At 70.6% G+C, this 14,991-nt stretch carries 15 protein-coding genes; 7 read left to right on the top strand and 8 right to left on the bottom strand.

Features of this window, described 5'->3' with window-relative positions:
- Positions 1-849: a tyrosine-protein phosphatase gene (locus RR1_RS04780; RefSeq protein ID WP_010839243.1), complete on the top strand. Its 849-nt coding sequence runs from the start codon at positions 1-3 to the stop codon at positions 847-849.
- Positions 850-1,119: 270 nt separating this feature from the next.
- Here the strand turns inward: RR1_RS04780 and RR1_RS04790 are convergent, their stop codons facing one another.
- Entirely contained in the window at positions 1,120-1,482 is a 363-nt protein-coding gene (locus RR1_RS04790; protein ID WP_051111249.1) for a hypothetical protein, read from the bottom strand.
- Between the two features lie 81 nt (positions 1,483-1,563).
- Between RR1_RS04790 and RR1_RS04795 the strand changes: the two genes are divergently transcribed.
- Positions 1,564-2,625, top strand: coding sequence for a zinc-binding dehydrogenase (locus tag RR1_RS04795; RefSeq protein ID WP_040774306.1), 1,062 nt, complete (start codon positions 1,564-1,566; stop codon positions 2,623-2,625).
- 15 nt (positions 2,626-2,640) lie between these two features.
- Here RR1_RS04795 and RR1_RS04800 read toward each other — a convergent pair whose 3' ends face one another.
- The 5 genes from RR1_RS04800 to RR1_RS04820 form a co-directional block, all read right to left on the bottom strand.
- Complete coding sequence (locus RR1_RS04800; RefSeq protein ID WP_010839241.1) at positions 2,641-4,005, bottom strand: condensation domain-containing protein; 1,365 nt, start codon at positions 4,003-4,005, stop codon at positions 2,641-2,643.
- Between the two features lie 32 nt (positions 4,006-4,037).
- A complete protein-coding gene (locus RR1_RS04805; RefSeq protein ID WP_040774303.1) occupies positions 4,038-4,475 on the bottom strand; it encodes a SufE family protein in 438 nt (145 codons plus the stop codon).
- Complete coding sequence (locus tag RR1_RS04810) at positions 4,472-5,368, bottom strand: sulfurtransferase (protein ID WP_040774301.1); 897 nt, start codon at positions 5,366-5,368, stop codon at positions 4,472-4,474. The genes RR1_RS04805 and RR1_RS04810 overlap by 4 nt, the downstream gene beginning before the upstream one ends.
- A gap of 121 nt (positions 5,369-5,489) precedes the next feature.
- Entirely contained in the window at positions 5,490-6,656 is a 1,167-nt protein-coding gene (locus RR1_RS04815) for an amino acid adenylation domain-containing protein (RefSeq protein WP_010839238.1), read from the bottom strand.
- A 265-nt stretch (positions 6,657-6,921) separates the two neighbouring features.
- Positions 6,922-8,421 (bottom strand): condensation domain-containing protein, encoded by a 1,500-nt coding sequence (locus tag RR1_RS04820; protein WP_040774298.1) that lies wholly within the window; start codon positions 8,419-8,421, stop codon positions 6,922-6,924.
- A gap of 387 nt (positions 8,422-8,808) precedes the next feature.
- On the opposite strand from RR1_RS04820, the gene RR1_RS04825 reads away from it, so the two are divergent.
- On the top strand, positions 8,809-10,476 hold the full coding sequence (locus RR1_RS04825; protein ID WP_010839236.1) for an MFS transporter: 1,668 nt from the start codon (positions 8,809-8,811) through the stop codon (positions 10,474-10,476).
- 5 nt (positions 10,477-10,481) lie between these two features.
- Here RR1_RS04825 and RR1_RS04830 read toward each other — a convergent pair whose 3' ends face one another.
- Positions 10,482-11,123, bottom strand: a complete 642-nt coding sequence (locus RR1_RS04830; protein ID WP_010839235.1) for a Maf family protein — start codon at positions 11,121-11,123, stop codon at positions 10,482-10,484.
- Entirely contained in the window at positions 11,120-11,353 is a 234-nt protein-coding gene (locus RR1_RS04835) for an acyl-CoA carboxylase subunit epsilon (RefSeq protein WP_010839234.1), read from the bottom strand. Before RR1_RS04835 ends, RR1_RS04830 begins: the two co-directional genes overlap by 4 nt.
- Positions 11,354-11,475: 122 nt before the next feature.
- Between RR1_RS04835 and RR1_RS04840 the strand changes: the two genes are divergently transcribed.
- From RR1_RS04840 to RR1_RS04855, 4 genes are all read left to right on the top strand, one after another.
- Entirely contained in the window at positions 11,476-12,333 is an 858-nt protein-coding gene (locus RR1_RS04840) for a biotin--[acetyl-CoA-carboxylase] ligase (RefSeq protein WP_010839233.1), read from the top strand.
- 2 nt (positions 12,334-12,335) lie between these two features.
- On the top strand, positions 12,336-12,908 hold the full coding sequence (locus RR1_RS04845) for a PH domain-containing protein (RefSeq protein ID WP_010839232.1): 573 nt from the start codon (positions 12,336-12,338) through the stop codon (positions 12,906-12,908).
- Positions 12,909-12,987: 79 nt separating this feature from the next.
- Positions 12,988-13,668, top strand: coding sequence for a response regulator transcription factor (locus RR1_RS04850; RefSeq protein ID WP_010839231.1), 681 nt, complete (start codon positions 12,988-12,990; stop codon positions 13,666-13,668).
- Between the two features lie 6 nt (positions 13,669-13,674).
- On the top strand, positions 13,675-14,985 hold the full coding sequence (locus tag RR1_RS04855; RefSeq protein WP_010839230.1) for a sensor histidine kinase: 1,311 nt from the start codon (positions 13,675-13,677) through the stop codon (positions 14,983-14,985).
- Positions 14,986-14,991 lie beyond the last annotated feature (6 nt).

Genomic DNA, 14,991 nt, shown 5'->3' on the forward strand with positions numbered 1-14,991 from the left:
ATGACGCCTCGGTCGGACCCGGTCACAGCCATTCCGAACTTTCGCGACGTCGGAGGGCACACCGTCGCCGACGGCGTCGTGCGTACCGGCGTCCTCTACCGATCGGTCGACCTCTCGCGCGCGACCGTCGAGGACGTCCACGCGCTCGAAGAGCTCGGCATCGCGACGATCTTCGACCTGCGGACCGAGAGCGAGCGCGACGCGGCGCCGGACCGGCTGCCGGCGCACAGCCGCGTCGTCGATCTCGATGTGCTGCGGGACAAGAAGGTTCGCGACGTCCCCGCCCAGATGCAGCGCGTACTCTCGGATCCGTCGATCGCACGGGACACCCTCGGTGCGGGCCGCGCGTACGCGTACTTCCGCGAGAGCTACCGGGACTTCGTCGTGCTCCCCAGCGCCGTCGAGTCGTATCGGTCCTTCTACGGCGACCTCGCGTCCGGGACCGCGCCCGCACTCGTCCACTGCACGACGGGCAAGGACCGCACCGGGTGGGCGGCGGCGGCACTGCTCGCGCTGCTCGGCGTGAGCCGCGACGAGGTCTACCGCGACTACCTGCTCACCAACGAGTTGCTGCTCCCCGCACTCGGCAGCGTGTTCGAGCGTTTCACGTCGAGTGGCGGCGACCCCGAACTGCTCCGGGCCGTACTCGGCGTCCGCAGCGAGTACCTCGACGCGGCGTTCGACGCGGTGACGACTCGCTTCGGCGACGTCGAGACCTACTTCGCCGAGGGCCTCGGCCTCGGCGCTGCGGGCGTCGAGGCCCTGCGCGCACGCTTCGTCACGGACGACGCGAGCGAGAACACCACGAGCCCGGCCGCCACACCCACGAGGTCGGCGAACCAGTCCTGAAGCGAGGTGGTGCGGCCGATCGGCAGCGCGCCCTGCGCGAGTTCGGAGAGACCACCGAACGCCGCGAGCCAGACTGCCGTCACGAGCGTGCCGATACCCGCGAATCGCGACGTCACGGCCAGCATCGCGAACAGCGTGACATGGATGATCGTGCCGAGATGGGCGACGCCGGACGGCACGTCCGACGACGGCGTGAACAGCACGTAGAACGCGAACAGTGCCGACACCACGAGGGGAGCGACGCGCAGCGGCCGCGTCACCACCGCGCGTTCACCACGGCTCGATCTCGTCGTGCGCACCGGGGGACGGCGCGCCGTGCGGAAGATTGCCGGCCTCGGCGAACGCCGTCACGACCCGGAAACCGGTGTCGAGTGCCTCCTCGCCGTCGGGGTGCGCGAGACCCGCGATCGCGCCGTCGGGATCGAGCGTCACGTGCGCGAGCGGCTCGCCCGACGTCGTCTCGCACACCACCCAGCTGTACCGCGTGCCGGCGTGCCACTCGCCGAGGCTGTGCTCGACGTGGTCCGGGTCGGAGATGCCGAGGTCGGCGAGCGAGGTCCGATCGTCGATCCGGTCGTCCGCACGCGGCGCACGCAGGTAGAACTGTCCGGCGCTGATCTCGATGGGCTCCACGTCGTCAACCCTAGAACGTCGTGGGGCGCGGCCGCGCGGAAGCCGCGACCCGGCCGCACCCCACCGCGTTACCGTGGACGGATGGGCACGGAACCGGTGGCGGCACGGACGATGCGTGCCGTGCGTATTCCACGGCACGGCGGCCCCGAGGTCCTCGAACTCGTGTCGGTGCCCGTGCCGCGTCCGGAGCGGGGCGAGGTCCTGGTGAAGGTGAGTGCGGTCGCCCTGAACAACACCGACCTGTGGACGCGCGAGGGGGCGTACGGCAGCGCCGGAGATCCCGGCGCACTCTCGGGCTGGCGCGGGCCGATCGGCTTCCCCCGCATCCAGGGTGCCGACGTAGCCGGACACGTCGCGGCCGTCGGCGATGGAGTGGACGCCGAGCTCGTCGGCGCGAGAGTCCTCGTGGATCCGGCGATCTACGACTCCGACGGGCCCGACGCGAACCCCGTGGGGCTCATGGGCAGCGAACGCGACGGGGGCTACGCCGAGTACGTGACCGCACCGGCCGAGCGGGTCCACGACGTGACCGCGTCGCCGCTCACCGACGATCAGCTCGCGAGCCTGCCCACGGCGTACGGGACGGCACTCGGCATGGCCGAACGTGGTTGCCTGCGCGCCGGCGAGACGGCCGTCGTCTCGGGTGCGTCCGGGGGAGTCGGTCTCGCCGCGGTGCAGATCGCGCGGGCACGCGGCGCGACAGTGGTGGCGATCAGCAGCGCGGGCAAGCTCGACGCCGTGCGCGACGCGGGCGCCGATCATGTCGTCGACCGCGCAGGCGACCTTCCCGCGCAGCTGCGCGACGCCGCGCCGGACGGCATCGACGTCGGTCTCGACGTCGTGGCGGGTGAGCTCGTGACGCAGGCGCTGCCGTTGCTGCGCGAGGGCGGCCGGTGGGTCGTCGCCGGAGCGCTCGGCGGGTACGAGGTCGCGTTCGACATCCGCCGGCTCTACCTGCACAACGCGCGGCTCGTCGGATCCGCGATGCACACTCCCGCCCAGTTCGAGCAGCTCGTCGAGACTGCCCGGCGCGGCGACGTCGCGCCCGTCGTGTCGGCGACCTTCCCGCTCGACCGCGCCGCCGACGCCCAGCGGGCGCTCGCCCGGCGCGGGCACGTCGGGAAGATCGTGCTGCATCCCTGACCCGCGGCGAATCGGCTACGGCCGCAAGCCGACCGAACGATACGGCCGAGCGACCTCGGCCACCCGGACTCCCAGCGCGTCCGACCATCGGTGCGCGCCCGCAGTCGCGATCTCGTTGCCGGGGAAGCGCATCGAGAGGTTGATCCCCTCGGGTGTGCGATTGATCCACGCGTAGACGTCGTGGGTGTACTGCCGGCTGCGCAGGGCGCGCGCGTTGCGCTCGGGCCAGGTCTGCGCGCCCGGCAGTGAGCGAATGTCGAGATAGGACACCACGAATCGCGGTTCGACGGGCGCGCCGACGAGGTGGCGGATGCGGTCGAACGGGAACTCGCCCGCGGGAACGACACGTCGGATCGCGGCCTCGGCGAGCCGCGCGGTCGCCGGGAACGACTCCGCATCCACGGTGAATTGCAGTGGTGCGAGCCCCACGAACCAGCCCAGCGCGGCCTCCCACTGCGGTTCGTGCCGCGTGTGCACCGGCGTGACGGTGCGAAAGATGTGGCGATTGGGGCTGTCGGCGTCGAGGACGTCGTAGCTCGCCAGCCCGAGGCACGCCATGGTGCCCGCGAACGACGTGACTCCGACCTCCCGGCACGCCTCACCGAACGCACGCGCGCCGTCCGCGTCGAGCAGCCAGCGCGAGATCGACGCCTGCGCCGACGACGTGCGCGGACCCAGCGGGAGCGGGAACTCCGGAAGGCCGCTGCCGTCGAGCGCCGAGCGCCAGATGTCGAGCGCCCGCCGCGCCGCGCCGGGCGCAGGCCCGCTCTTGCGCTCGCGGTGCCCGAAATCGACGTAACTGCCCACCGAGGGAAGCTGCGGCGTGCGCCCCGCGCGGATCGAGTCGTAGAGCTCCGTGAGCTCGTGGGCCACGAGCACGATCGAGAAGCCGTCGAGGATCGAGTGGTCGCCCGCGAAGAAGACCGTGAACCGGTCGGTCCGGGACACCGTCGCGAACACGTACGACGGCCACGACCGCGCGGACGCGTGCTCGTCGAACATACGCTGCAGGCGATCGAAGTTCGACGGCGTACGCGTCGCGAAGACGATCCGGTCGACGTCGACCGTCCCGGGCGCCGTGGTGCGGCGGTGGACGCCACCGGCGTCGTCGGTGTGGGTGTCGGTGCGCAGCACCTCGTGCCGATCCACGAATGCCTGCAGCGTGCGCCGGAAGGCGTCGTGGTCGAGCGGGCCGTGGACGTCGAACGCGGTACCCAGCCACGACAGGCTCGTTCCTGCCGCCGGATCCCGGTTGAGGTGCGCCTCGTGGACGAACGACAACACCCGGTCGTCCTCGGCCCACGGTCCGTCGGAGGTGGGAAACCACTCTTCGAGAGCGCCGTCGGGTACGGGATAGTCGGCGAGTTCGGTGAATTCCATGGTGTCTCGTGCCCCGTCGCTCGCCGGTCCCGTTACCGCGATTCTCGGATACGGCGTTTCACACGGGTCAGCATCGCCGAGATTCCGCGCAGCCGAAGCGGACTCACGACGTCCGCGAGACCGAGCCGGACGTAGAAGTCGTCCGGAACGGCGAGGATCGCGTCGGCCGGCTGCCCGTCCAGGCCCTGATGGAGGATCGAGGCGAAACCGCGTGTCGTCGGAGCCTCGGGCGGTGCGGAGAAGAACAGCCGCACCGCACCCGGGTCGGACGCGTCGACCGAGAGGAACAGCGGCGACTGGCATTCCGGAACCGGCTCCATCGCCTGCTGCTCCATCTCGGCCGGCAACGCCGGAAGCTCGCGGCTCATCTCGAGCAGCAACTGCAGCTTGTCCTGACCGGACACCGCCTCGAAGTCGTCGAGGATCTCCGCGAGCGGAGCCGGCACGGCGGACGGGGAAGTCGAACTCATGACGCGGCGGGAACCTCGCCCGGCTCATCACCCTGGGCGATGGGCACGCGCACCGCGTTGCCCCATTCCGTCCACGAGCCGTCGTAGTTGCGGACGTTCGGGAAGCCGAGCAGGTGCGTGAGGACGAACCACGTGTGGCTCGACCGCTCACCGATCCGGCAGTAGGCCACGACGTCGTCGTCGGCATCGAGTCCGCCGTACACCTCGTCGAGATCGGCGCGGCTCTTGAACCGGCTGTCGGGAGCCGCGGCCTTCGCCCACGGGATGCTCACCGCACTAGGGATGTGGCCGCCGCGCAGCGCACCCTCCTCCGGGTAGTCCGGCATGTGCGTGCGCTCGCCCGTGTACTCCTGCGGCGAGCGGACGTCGACGAGCGGGCCCTTGCCGAGGTGTCCCAGGACGTCCTCCTTGAACGCGCGGATCGCGGCGTCGTCCCGCGTGACGACGGGGTAGCCGCTCGTCGTGGTCTCGGGGACGTCGAACGCGGTGTCGCGGTTCTCGGCGATCCAGGCGTCGCGGCCGCCGTCGAGCAGCCGGACGTCCTCGTGGCCGAAGAGCGTGAAGACCCACAGCGCGTAGGCGGCCCACCAGTTGCTCTTGTCGCCGTAGACGACGACGGTGTCGTCGCGGCGAATCCCCTTGCGGTCCATGAGCGCGGCGAACTGCTCGCCGTCGATGTAGTCGCGGGTGACGGGGTCGTTGAGATCGACGTGCCAGTCGATCTTCACGGCACCGGGAATGTGCCCGACGTCGTACAGCAGGACGTCCTCGTCCGATTCGACCACCTTGAGGCCCGGCGTCCCGAGATGGGCGGAGAGCCATTCGGTGGACACCAACCGCTCGGGGTGTGCGTACTCGGCGAAGGAGGGGTTGGGATCGGGCGCGACGGGCACGGCAGCTCCTGAGTCGGACAGCACGGATCGGCGGTCGTGGAACGAGCGCCGACGATTTTCGTCGCCGATTCTATGCGCCGCCGCCGCGGTGGTCACACCTGCGGCGACGGCGCGAGAGATGTCACACGATCGGCGCACCCGCGAACGCGCCGGCGCTGACGACCGAACCGACCGGTTCGGACCGCTCGCACACGTCGCGCATCGTCCGGACCAGCAGATCCAGGAACGCCGACATCGATTCGGACGCGCGCGCGGTGTCCGGGAACCGGGAACGCAGTGCGAGCCCGGTCGTCGTCCGCGAGATCCAGAACTGCGCGTCGTCGGCGACCGTCACGTTGGAGATGTGATGGGCGTTGAGCACGTCGTGCTGATCGGTACCGGGAAGCTTGCGGTAGTCGATGTACGACACCATGAACACGTCGGTGCGGGTGCGGCGGTACCGCTCGCCGAGTGCCTCGACGACCTGGGGCATCCGGACGCCGCCGAGGGTGAGCCCGGTGCGGAACTCCGCGTGGGTCGCCCTGAGGTCGGCGTCGAAGTCGCCCGTCGCGTGGGCGACCATCGGTGCGCTCGTGGTGAGCCAGCCGATCGCGCCCGCCCACTGCGGATCTCGCCGCGTGTGCAGCGGGTACTGCAGCGGCAGTTCGTCGAGACCGGTGAGATCGCGGAGCGCCGACGTCATGGCGGTGAGCGTTCCGGTGTACACGCTGCCGCCGGCCGCGAGGCAGGCGCGTTCGAACGCCTCGGTCTCGCAGGCGGACAACAGGGTTCGGACGTCCGCGCCCTGCGGCGCGGGATGGCCCGCCTCGACGCCGAGATCCAGCGGGAAGCTGGGAGCCGTTCCGCCGCACCGCTCGTAGAACTGTGCCCATGCCTGCACCCGCGGATCGGAGGTCTCGGCAGGGCTCGACTCCGCCTCGAGTCGGCAGTACTGCAGGAAACTGCCCGGCTCGCCGAGGCTTTCGTGGAGTTCGAGTCCGGCGCGCTCCATCTCGGCGCGGTCGCGTCCCGCGAACTCCTCGTAGATCGCACGCAGCTCACCGAGCGCGATCGCGATCGAGTAGCCGTCGACGAGCGTGTGGTCGAACGCGCTGATCACGGTGTAGTGATCGGGGCGCTCGATCGTCGCGAAGGTGTACGCGGGGAAGGTGTGCGGGTCGCACACGTCGGTGAACCGGCGGCGCAGGTGCTCGCGCAGCTCGTCGTGATCGGTGGCCGTCCACGGTTCCGACGGGTTGAGCTGGACGTCCCACGGATCGAACCCGACCCGGTGGACGTGCCCGGGCAAAGATGGAAGCCCGTCTGCAGGGTGTCGTGACGAGCGATGAAGTGCCGCACCGCGAGTTCGAACGCACGGCGATCGAGTTCGCCCGGCAGATCGAACGCCGCGGCCATCCACACACTGGTGCCGTGGCCGTGACGGCGTGCCGTCTCGAGATGGAAGCGCTGGTTGTACGACGGCGGCGTCGCCGACGGAGTGACCGTGACGGGGGTCACCGACCATTCGGTGACGGTTCCCGGTTCGAGGACGTAGCGATCGATCGAGGTCACCTTCATGCCGAAACCTCCTCGGCTGCAGGGATGTCGCTGCGGGCGATCGTGTAGTCGCCGGTCTCCGCGACACTGCGGATGACGGTGGCGAGCGTGTGCGCATAGGTCGACGTCGACTCGTGCGCGGTGGGGGTGTCGGGGTACGAGAAGGCCAGCCACACGCCCTCGTTCACCCGGTTGATCCACATCGACGCGATGCGGGTGTCCTTGCCGCCGACGATGCCGGTCGCGCGGGTCGAGACGAACGCGTCGGCATGGGGCATGTGGCGGGCGTCGATGTACGAGACGATCGGCGGGGGAGCGAGTGAGGCGGTGTCTCCGCTTCCCAGCGAGTCAGCCTGTGCCACAACGGTTTCGACGACCTGCTGCACCGAGACGCCGCTGAGCGACTTGCCCTCGGTGAACGCTTCCTGTGCGCGTCCGGCGAGATCGGCGAAGCTCCGCGCGCCGTCGATGTCGATCGCGACCGGGACGAGGTTGATGAACCAGCCCTGCGAGAGCATGTACTCGTTCTCGCGGACGGCGAGCGGCGTCATCGACATGTAGCTCGTGCGTCCCGCGACCTCGAGTTCGGTGATCGCGAGCGCGGCGAAGATGCCCCCCGCGAAACCCGAACCCAGCTCCTTGCACCGGCGCCCGAAGGCGAGGCACTGCTCGCCGTCGGCGAGTTCGAAGCGGGTGCCGACGGCAGGCTTCGGGCCGTCCTCGACACCGAGATCGAGCGGGAACTGCGGGAACGAGCCGCCCGAGCGCGAGAGATAACCGAGCCACTTCGCGACCTCGGGGGAGGCCATCGTCAGCTGGGACGCCTGCTCGCGCTCGCGTGCGGCGTAGTCCGCGTAGCTCGCGGCGGGCGGGAGTTCGGGTGAGGTGCCCGCGAGCCGGGCGTCGTGGAGCGTCCTGATCTCGGCGAACGAGAGCAGGATCGACACCATGTCGGTGTGCGCGTGATCGACGGCGTGGTAGAGCGTGAACGAGCCGTCCGGATCGTCGTCGTCGGGCTCGTGTTCGACGATGCCGAACACGAACGCGGGCCACGCGAGGGCGCTGGCCTCCTCGGCGAAGCGCTTCGCGACGTGGTCGCGGACCTTCTCGGTCGTGTCGAGCACACCGATGTCGGTTGCCTCGAGCGCGATGGCCTCGGTCGGCACGACCCGGCGCCGCACCGCGTTGTCGCGATCCGCGGCCGAGCGCGTGTCGTCCTCGAAGGAGAACCAGCTGTGGAGGGTGCCGTGGCGCCGGACGTACTGTTCGAGCACGGCGGTGATGTCCGAAATGGACGGTTTGCCAGGGAAATCGAACGCGACACCGATCCACGGTGACTGCATCTCGCCGGCCTCACGTGCGAGGCGGGCCCTGCGGAGATGACGTTCCTGCATCGTCGTCGGCGGCATGGGATCCACCGGCGCCGCCGCGGCGGCATCGCGCGCGGCGGGGGTTGCGGTCCACGTGACCACGCGCCCCGGGCGGGGACGCCACTGCGTGATCAAGTTCATTTCCATCGGGCATGCTCCTACAACGAACGTCGATGACGAGGGCGAGCGAGATGGAGGGAGGAGGGTTCTGCTGCCTTTGGCGTTTACCTGGTCCAGAATTGAGGTAACGCGGTCGATTTGGCGAGACGCTCGCTCGTATGACCTTCGTTACACGGCTTCGGTCCGGTACCCCTCCGCTCGCCGAAACGTGTGCCGCAGTGAGCATTTGCTGCGAACGGGATCTCCGTTCCGTGCTCGTGTGCGACACACCCTCGAGACGGTCGTCACGTTACACGATCGATGCACAATCGCTACGCTTGCTCGGTGTCGTCAGCTGCCCGCTTCCGTGACAGCGCTCGCGTAAGTCGTTGGGCGCCTTGGCTGGGGCTCGCCACGAGCCTCACCGCAGTTTTCATGCAGTTACTCGATGCGACGATCGTGAACGTCGCCTTACCCAGCATCGCTGTGGATCTGGGTGCCCCCGTCTCGACTCAGCTGCTCATGGTCAGCATCTACACGTTGTCGTTCGCGTGTGCGCTCATCACGGCCGCGAGACTCGGCGACATTCTCGGGCGACGCCGGGTGTTTCTCGCGGCACTCGCCGCGTTCGTCGTCGCCTCCGTGCTGTGCGGGCTGGCCACCTCGGGTCCGGCGCTCGTGGTGTTCCGGGCGCTGCAGGGTCTCGCCGCGGGGTCGATGTCGGCGCAGACCTTCGCGATCATCTCCGCACTGTTCCCGAAGCGCGCCCATCCCCGGGTGTTCGGCATCTACGGCGCGACCATCGCGCTCGCGACCGTCAGCGGACCGCTCGCGGGCGGCCTGCTCATCGAGTGGAATCTCTTCGACCTCGGCTGGCGGATGATCTTCCTCATCAACCTGCCGATCGGTGCACTCGCGCTGATCTTCGGCGCGGTCTTCCTCGTCGACGCGCGCGCTACTCGCCGCCCGAAACTCGACCCGGTCGGTGCCGTGCTCTCCGCGCTCGGACTCGTACTGCTCATCTATCCGCTGGTCGAGGGCCGCGAACGTGGCTGGCCCGCGCCGATCGTCGCGATGCTCGTGGCCTCGATCCCGGTTCTCGCGCTGTTCGTCTGGTACGAGCACCGGCTCGGCCGCCGCGGCGGCGATCCCGTGCTGCGGCTCGGGCTGTTCCGCGACTCCTCCTTCTCGCGGGGCGCGCTGCTCGCACTGCTGTTCTTCGGCACGCTCACATCGCTGATCTTCACGATCTCGCTGACTCTGCAGTTCGGCTTCGGATTCTCGCCGCTGCGGGCCGGCATCACGACGCTGCCGTGGGCGATCGGGACCGGTATCGCCGCCGTTCTGTCGTCGATGGTCTACCGGCGCATCGGCAACCTCGTGCTCCCCACCGGAATGCTGCTGTTCGGCGGCAGCCTGCTGCTCACGGCGGAGATCCTCGGCCGTGAGGGCACCGACCCGCGGTGGCTCGTGCTCGCGGGGCCGCTGCTGCTCGGTGGCGCCGGGCTCGGCCTGTTCGTCGCGCCGCTGCAGTCCGCGATCCTCGCGTCGGTGCGGCCCGCCAACTCCGGGTCGGTGTCCGGCCTGCTCCCCACCATCCAGCAGGTCGGCAGTTCGCTCGGCCTCGCCCTCATCGGCATCGTCTTCTTCCAGTTCGTGGCGGGCCAGGCCGACACGGCGGTGAACGAGCAGCGACCCGCGTTCGCGGCGAGACTCGAATCCGCCGGCATCCCGTCGTCGTACGTCCCACAACTCGAGACGCGGTTCGCCGACTGCGCGACGGCCCAGCTCGGATCGTCGTCCCCGATGCACGTGCCCGACGAGTGCGCCGACGCCGGGACGGGCGCCTCAGCGGCGCCGCAGGCGATGGTCGACTCGGCGCTCGCCGCCGCCCACGACGCGACACGCGCAGCGGCGGGGGAGGCATTCCTCGTCGCCCAGCAGCGCGTCATGTGGTCGATCGCCGGTGTGTCGGTCGTCGTCGCCGCACTCTCGCTGACGCTGCCGCGCCGCAACCGCATCGTCGAACCCGACGCCCTCTCGTCCGACGACGACGCATCCGACGAACCCGACAACGAGCCCGAGCCCGTGCCCGGGCGCTGACCGAGTCAGATCTCGCGCGGGACGCTCCACAGGTCCGACACCGCGAAACCGAGTTCGGTGAGCAGTGAACGGACGAGAGGCAGGCCGATCCCCACGACGCTGGACGGATCGCCCTCGATCCGCTCGACGAACCAGCCGCCGAGCGCGTCCAGCGTGAACGCCCCCGCGACGGCGAGCGGTTCACCCGACGCGAGATAGGCCTCGAGTTCGGCGTCCGTCGGAGTCGCGAAGTGGACGACGGTGGCGGTGTGCGCATGCCGTTCGCCCACGGTGACGCCGTTCGAGATGTGCACGATGCTGTGCCCGGTGAGCAGCGTCCCGCTGCCGCCCGCCATCGTGCGCCAGCGGGTCCGCGCCGCGTCGACGGTGCCCGGCTTGCCCTGCAGTTCGCCGTCGATCAGGAGCATCGAATCGCAGCCGACGATCACGGCGTCGTAGATGCCCTCACGGGTGACGGCCTCGATGACGGCCGTCGCCTTCGCCCGGGCCAGTTCGCCGACGACGAGTTCGGGCGCGGGATCGGGGCCGAGGCCCGCGGTGACAGCGTCCTCGTCGACACCCGACACGCGGACGACCGGATCGATGCCCGCCGCACGCAGCACGGCGAGCCGCGCCGGGGAGGCCGACGCGAGCACGAACGTCGTCATCGCACACCACCCGAGACGTTGCCGAACGCGAGCGGCGAGAACGAGGACGGCGAGCGCCCGACGCGCATCGAGCGCCGCGGGTCGGCCCACACCTCGGTATCCGACATCCGCGCGTACTCCTGGTGGTCGCGGTGCGCCTCGACGGCCTGCAGCACCGCCAGCAGCGCGGCCACGTCGTCCGCGGTGGGATTGCCGCGCACGATGTCGATCCGGCCGTCCCGCACGGTCACCGCATGACCGTGTCGTGTGTCATGGTCGGGCCGGTTCGTGGGGCTCGTCATGACGCACGAGCCTAGCGCGCCCGAGGACCGGTACACGGGTAGCGAGAGCGGCGCGTTCTAGGCTTCGAAGCATGTCGACGATTCCCGATCGCCCGCCGCTCGACGAGAGCGCCCTGCGCGGCGCGCTCCTCTCGCCCGACGACCCGGCGACGTTCTGGCGCGGCCTCGACGTCGTCGCGGACACCGGCTCGACCAACACCGATCTGCTCGCCCGCGCGCGGGCGGGCGACGCCGATCGCCGGCTGCTGCTCGCCGAGTACCAGTCGGGCGCGCGGGGCCGCCACGCGCGCTCGTGGGTCGGACCGCCGCGGGCGCAGCTCGTCGTGTCGGCCGTCGTCACGCTTCCGGACGCCTCGCTCGCCGCGGCGGGCTGGCTTCCGCTCGTCACCGGTCTCGCGGTCGTCGACGCCGTCCGCGAGGTCGCGGGCGTCGCCGCGGACCTCAAGTGGCCGAACGACGTCATGGTCGCGGGCCGCAAGCTCGCGGGGATCCTCGCCGAGGTCGCGGTGGCAGCACCCGATCCGGTCGTCGTCGTCGGCGTGGGCCTCAACGTGTCCACGACGCGGGACGAGCTCCCCGTGGACACCGCGACGTCGCTGCATCTCGAAGGCGCCACCGCCGTGGACCGCGGCGAGCTGGCCGTCGCGTTCGCACGTGCGCTGGGGGAGCGCCTCACCCGCTGGCTCGGCGCGAACTGGGATCCCGCCGACCTCGCCTCCGACTATCGCGAGCGCTGTTCGACCCTCGGGCGCCGGGTCCGCGCGGAACTGCCCGGCGACCGCGTCGAGATCGGGATCGCGCGAGACATCGACGCCGACGGGCGGCTCGTCGTCGAGCGGGACGGCGGGCAGGAGCCACTCGTCGTCGCGGCGGGCGACATCACGCACCTGCGCCCGATCGGGGACGACGGCGCACCGAGGGGGGACTGACGATGGCCTACCCCGAGGACGCGCTCGCCGACGACGAGGAACTCGTCCTGCATCGCCATCCGCACTGGAAGGCGCTCGTCGGTCCCGCGCTCGTGTTCGTGCTCGTCACGGCCGCCGCGGGATTCGCGGGAGGGCTCGTGCAGCGGCACGTCGAGGGCGCGGGCACGACGGTGGGCCTCGTCGCGGTGGCGGCGGTATGGCTCGCGCTGGTCGTCTGGCGGAGCCTCGTCCCGTTCGTCCGCTGGAACACGACGCACTTCATCGTGACCGACCGGCGCGTGCTGGTCCGCGAGGGCATCGTCACGCACCGCGGCATCGACATTCCGCTCGCCCGTGTGAGCAACGTCCAGTTCCGGCACGGCATCGTCGACCGGCTGCTGCGGACCGGGACGCTCGTCGTGGTCGCGGCCTCGGACGATCCCCTCGAATTCGACGACATTCCGCAGGTGGAGCGCGTGCACTCGCTGCTCTACCGCGAGGTCATGGACGCGACCGACCGGCGCGAGCCACCGTGGCGGCCGACGGCCGGTCCTGGCTCCGCCGACGACGTCGACCGGCCGCAGGGGCGGCGGTGACACGCGCGGGCGCGGGGGCCGTGACGATCACCGCAGTGTGCCGCGTTCCGCGCGCACACGAGGTCCGTACTCTGTCCCTGTGACCGCAGTCCTGCTGGCAGAAGACGACGAAGCCATCGCCGCGCCCCTCTCGCGCGCTCTGGGCCGCGAGGGGTACGACGTCACGGTCGAGCAGACCGGCCCCGACGCACTCGAGCGCGCTCTCGGCGGGTCGTTCGATCTGCTGATCCTCGATCTCGGACTGCCCGGGATGGACGGCCTCGAGGTGTGCCGTCAGGTCCGGGCGAACCGTTCCGATCTCGCCGTCCTCATGCTCACCGCCCGTACCGACGAGGTGGACTTCGTCGTGGGGCTCGACGCGGGCGCCGACGACTACGTCGGAAAGCCCTTCCGGCTCGCCGAACTGATGGCGCGTGTGCGGGCGCTGTTGCGCCGGCGCGGCGGCTCGGAGGACTCGGTGGTCGAGGTCGGCGACATCCGGCTCGAGCCCGCCGCCCGTCGCGTCCTCGTCGACGGCTCCGAGATCGCGCTCGCGAACAAGGAGTACGAACTGCTGCGGGTGCTGCTCGAACACGCCGGTCAGGTCGTCTCGCGCGAGCAGATCCTGCGCGAGGTGTGGGGAGACGTCGAACTGCGGGGATCGAAGACGCTCGACATGCACATGTCCTGGCTGCGGCGGAAGATCGGCGACGAGGGGCCCGTCGCCGAACGCCGCATCGCGACCGTGCGCGGCGTCGGTTTCCGATTCAACGCGGACTGATCACCCGTGCGCCGCCGTCTGCTCCAGACGATCCTCGCGGTCGTCATCCTCACGTGCCTCGTGCTCGGTGTGCCGCTCATGTACACCGCGTGGCTGTGGGTCGAGGACATCACGCGCAGCGATCTGCAGAGCCGCCTCGAGCGCATGGCCGACGAGATCGTCGAGCAGGAGAACGACGAGGGCGTCGTGATCGGGGAACTGAACGAGACCCCGTTGCGGCTTCTCACGCCCGCGGACGCGAGGCTCGTCGTGGTGTATCCGAGTCAGGTCGACTCGGCCGCGACGGCGGAGATCGGCGCGCGTGTCGTGCCCTCGCCGCTCGTGGAATCGCTGTCGATGGGCACGAGCGGATCGTTGCGGCTCGAGGTGCCGTCGGACGAGATGCGGATGCGCCAGCAGCAGGCCGTGGGCGCAGTCGGTCTTCTCGTGCTCGCCTCGCTCGGCGCCGGGACGTCGGTCGCGGTCGTCACCGCGCGCAGGCTCTCGGACCCGCTGCTCGACGTCGCGCGCAGAGCGGCGCGGCTCGCCGAAGGCGACTTCCGCCCGGACACGCGCCGGCACGGCATCGCCGAACTCGACCGCGTCTCGGACGTCCTCGACTCCGCGACCGTCGAGATCTCGGGCCGGCTGCAGCGCGAATACGAACTCGTCGGCGACGTCTCGCACCAGCTGCGCAGCCGGCTCACCGCGGTGCGGCTGCGGCTCGACGAGCTCTCGGTCCACCCCGATCCCGACGTCGTCCTCGAAGCGAACGAAGCGATGGCGCAGGTGGACCGGCTCACCGAGGCGATCGACGATCTCATGCGGTCGTCCCGGATCGGTGGCGCCGACCGCGCGGTACCGATCGTGGCGGCGCTCGAGAGCGTCGTCGGCGACTGGCAGGCGCCGTTCCAGGACGCCGGGCGCAGGCTCGAGCTCCGCGGCGACCCGGAGCTGCTCGCTGTCACGACGCCGCCGCGACTGCGCGAGGCCGTCGCGGTCCTCGTCGACAACGCCCTCGTGCACGGTGCGGGCCCGTGCTCGGTGTCGGTCCGTTCGGTGGCCCGGCGTGGTGCGGGCACCCGCGGCGAGCCGCTCGTCGCCGTCGAGGTCGCGGACGACGGCGAGGGCGTGAGCGACGATCTGGCGCCTCACATCTTCGACCGTGGCTTCTCGGGCGCGGGGTCGACGGGGGTCGGGCTCGCGCTGGCCCGTGCGCTCATCGAAGCGGACGGGGGACGGCTCGAACTGCAACGACGTCGACCGGCGCTGTTCGCGATCTTCCTGCCGACCGAACGCGACGCGGGCCGGATACGCGACGTGCGCGAACCCCGCTGACGGGCG

Origin of the sequence: Rhodococcus rhodnii NBRC 100604 (assembly GCF_001894925.1) — a bacterium.
Taxonomy (GTDB): domain Bacteria; phylum Actinomycetota; class Actinomycetes; order Mycobacteriales; family Mycobacteriaceae; genus Rhodococcus_F; species Rhodococcus_F rhodnii.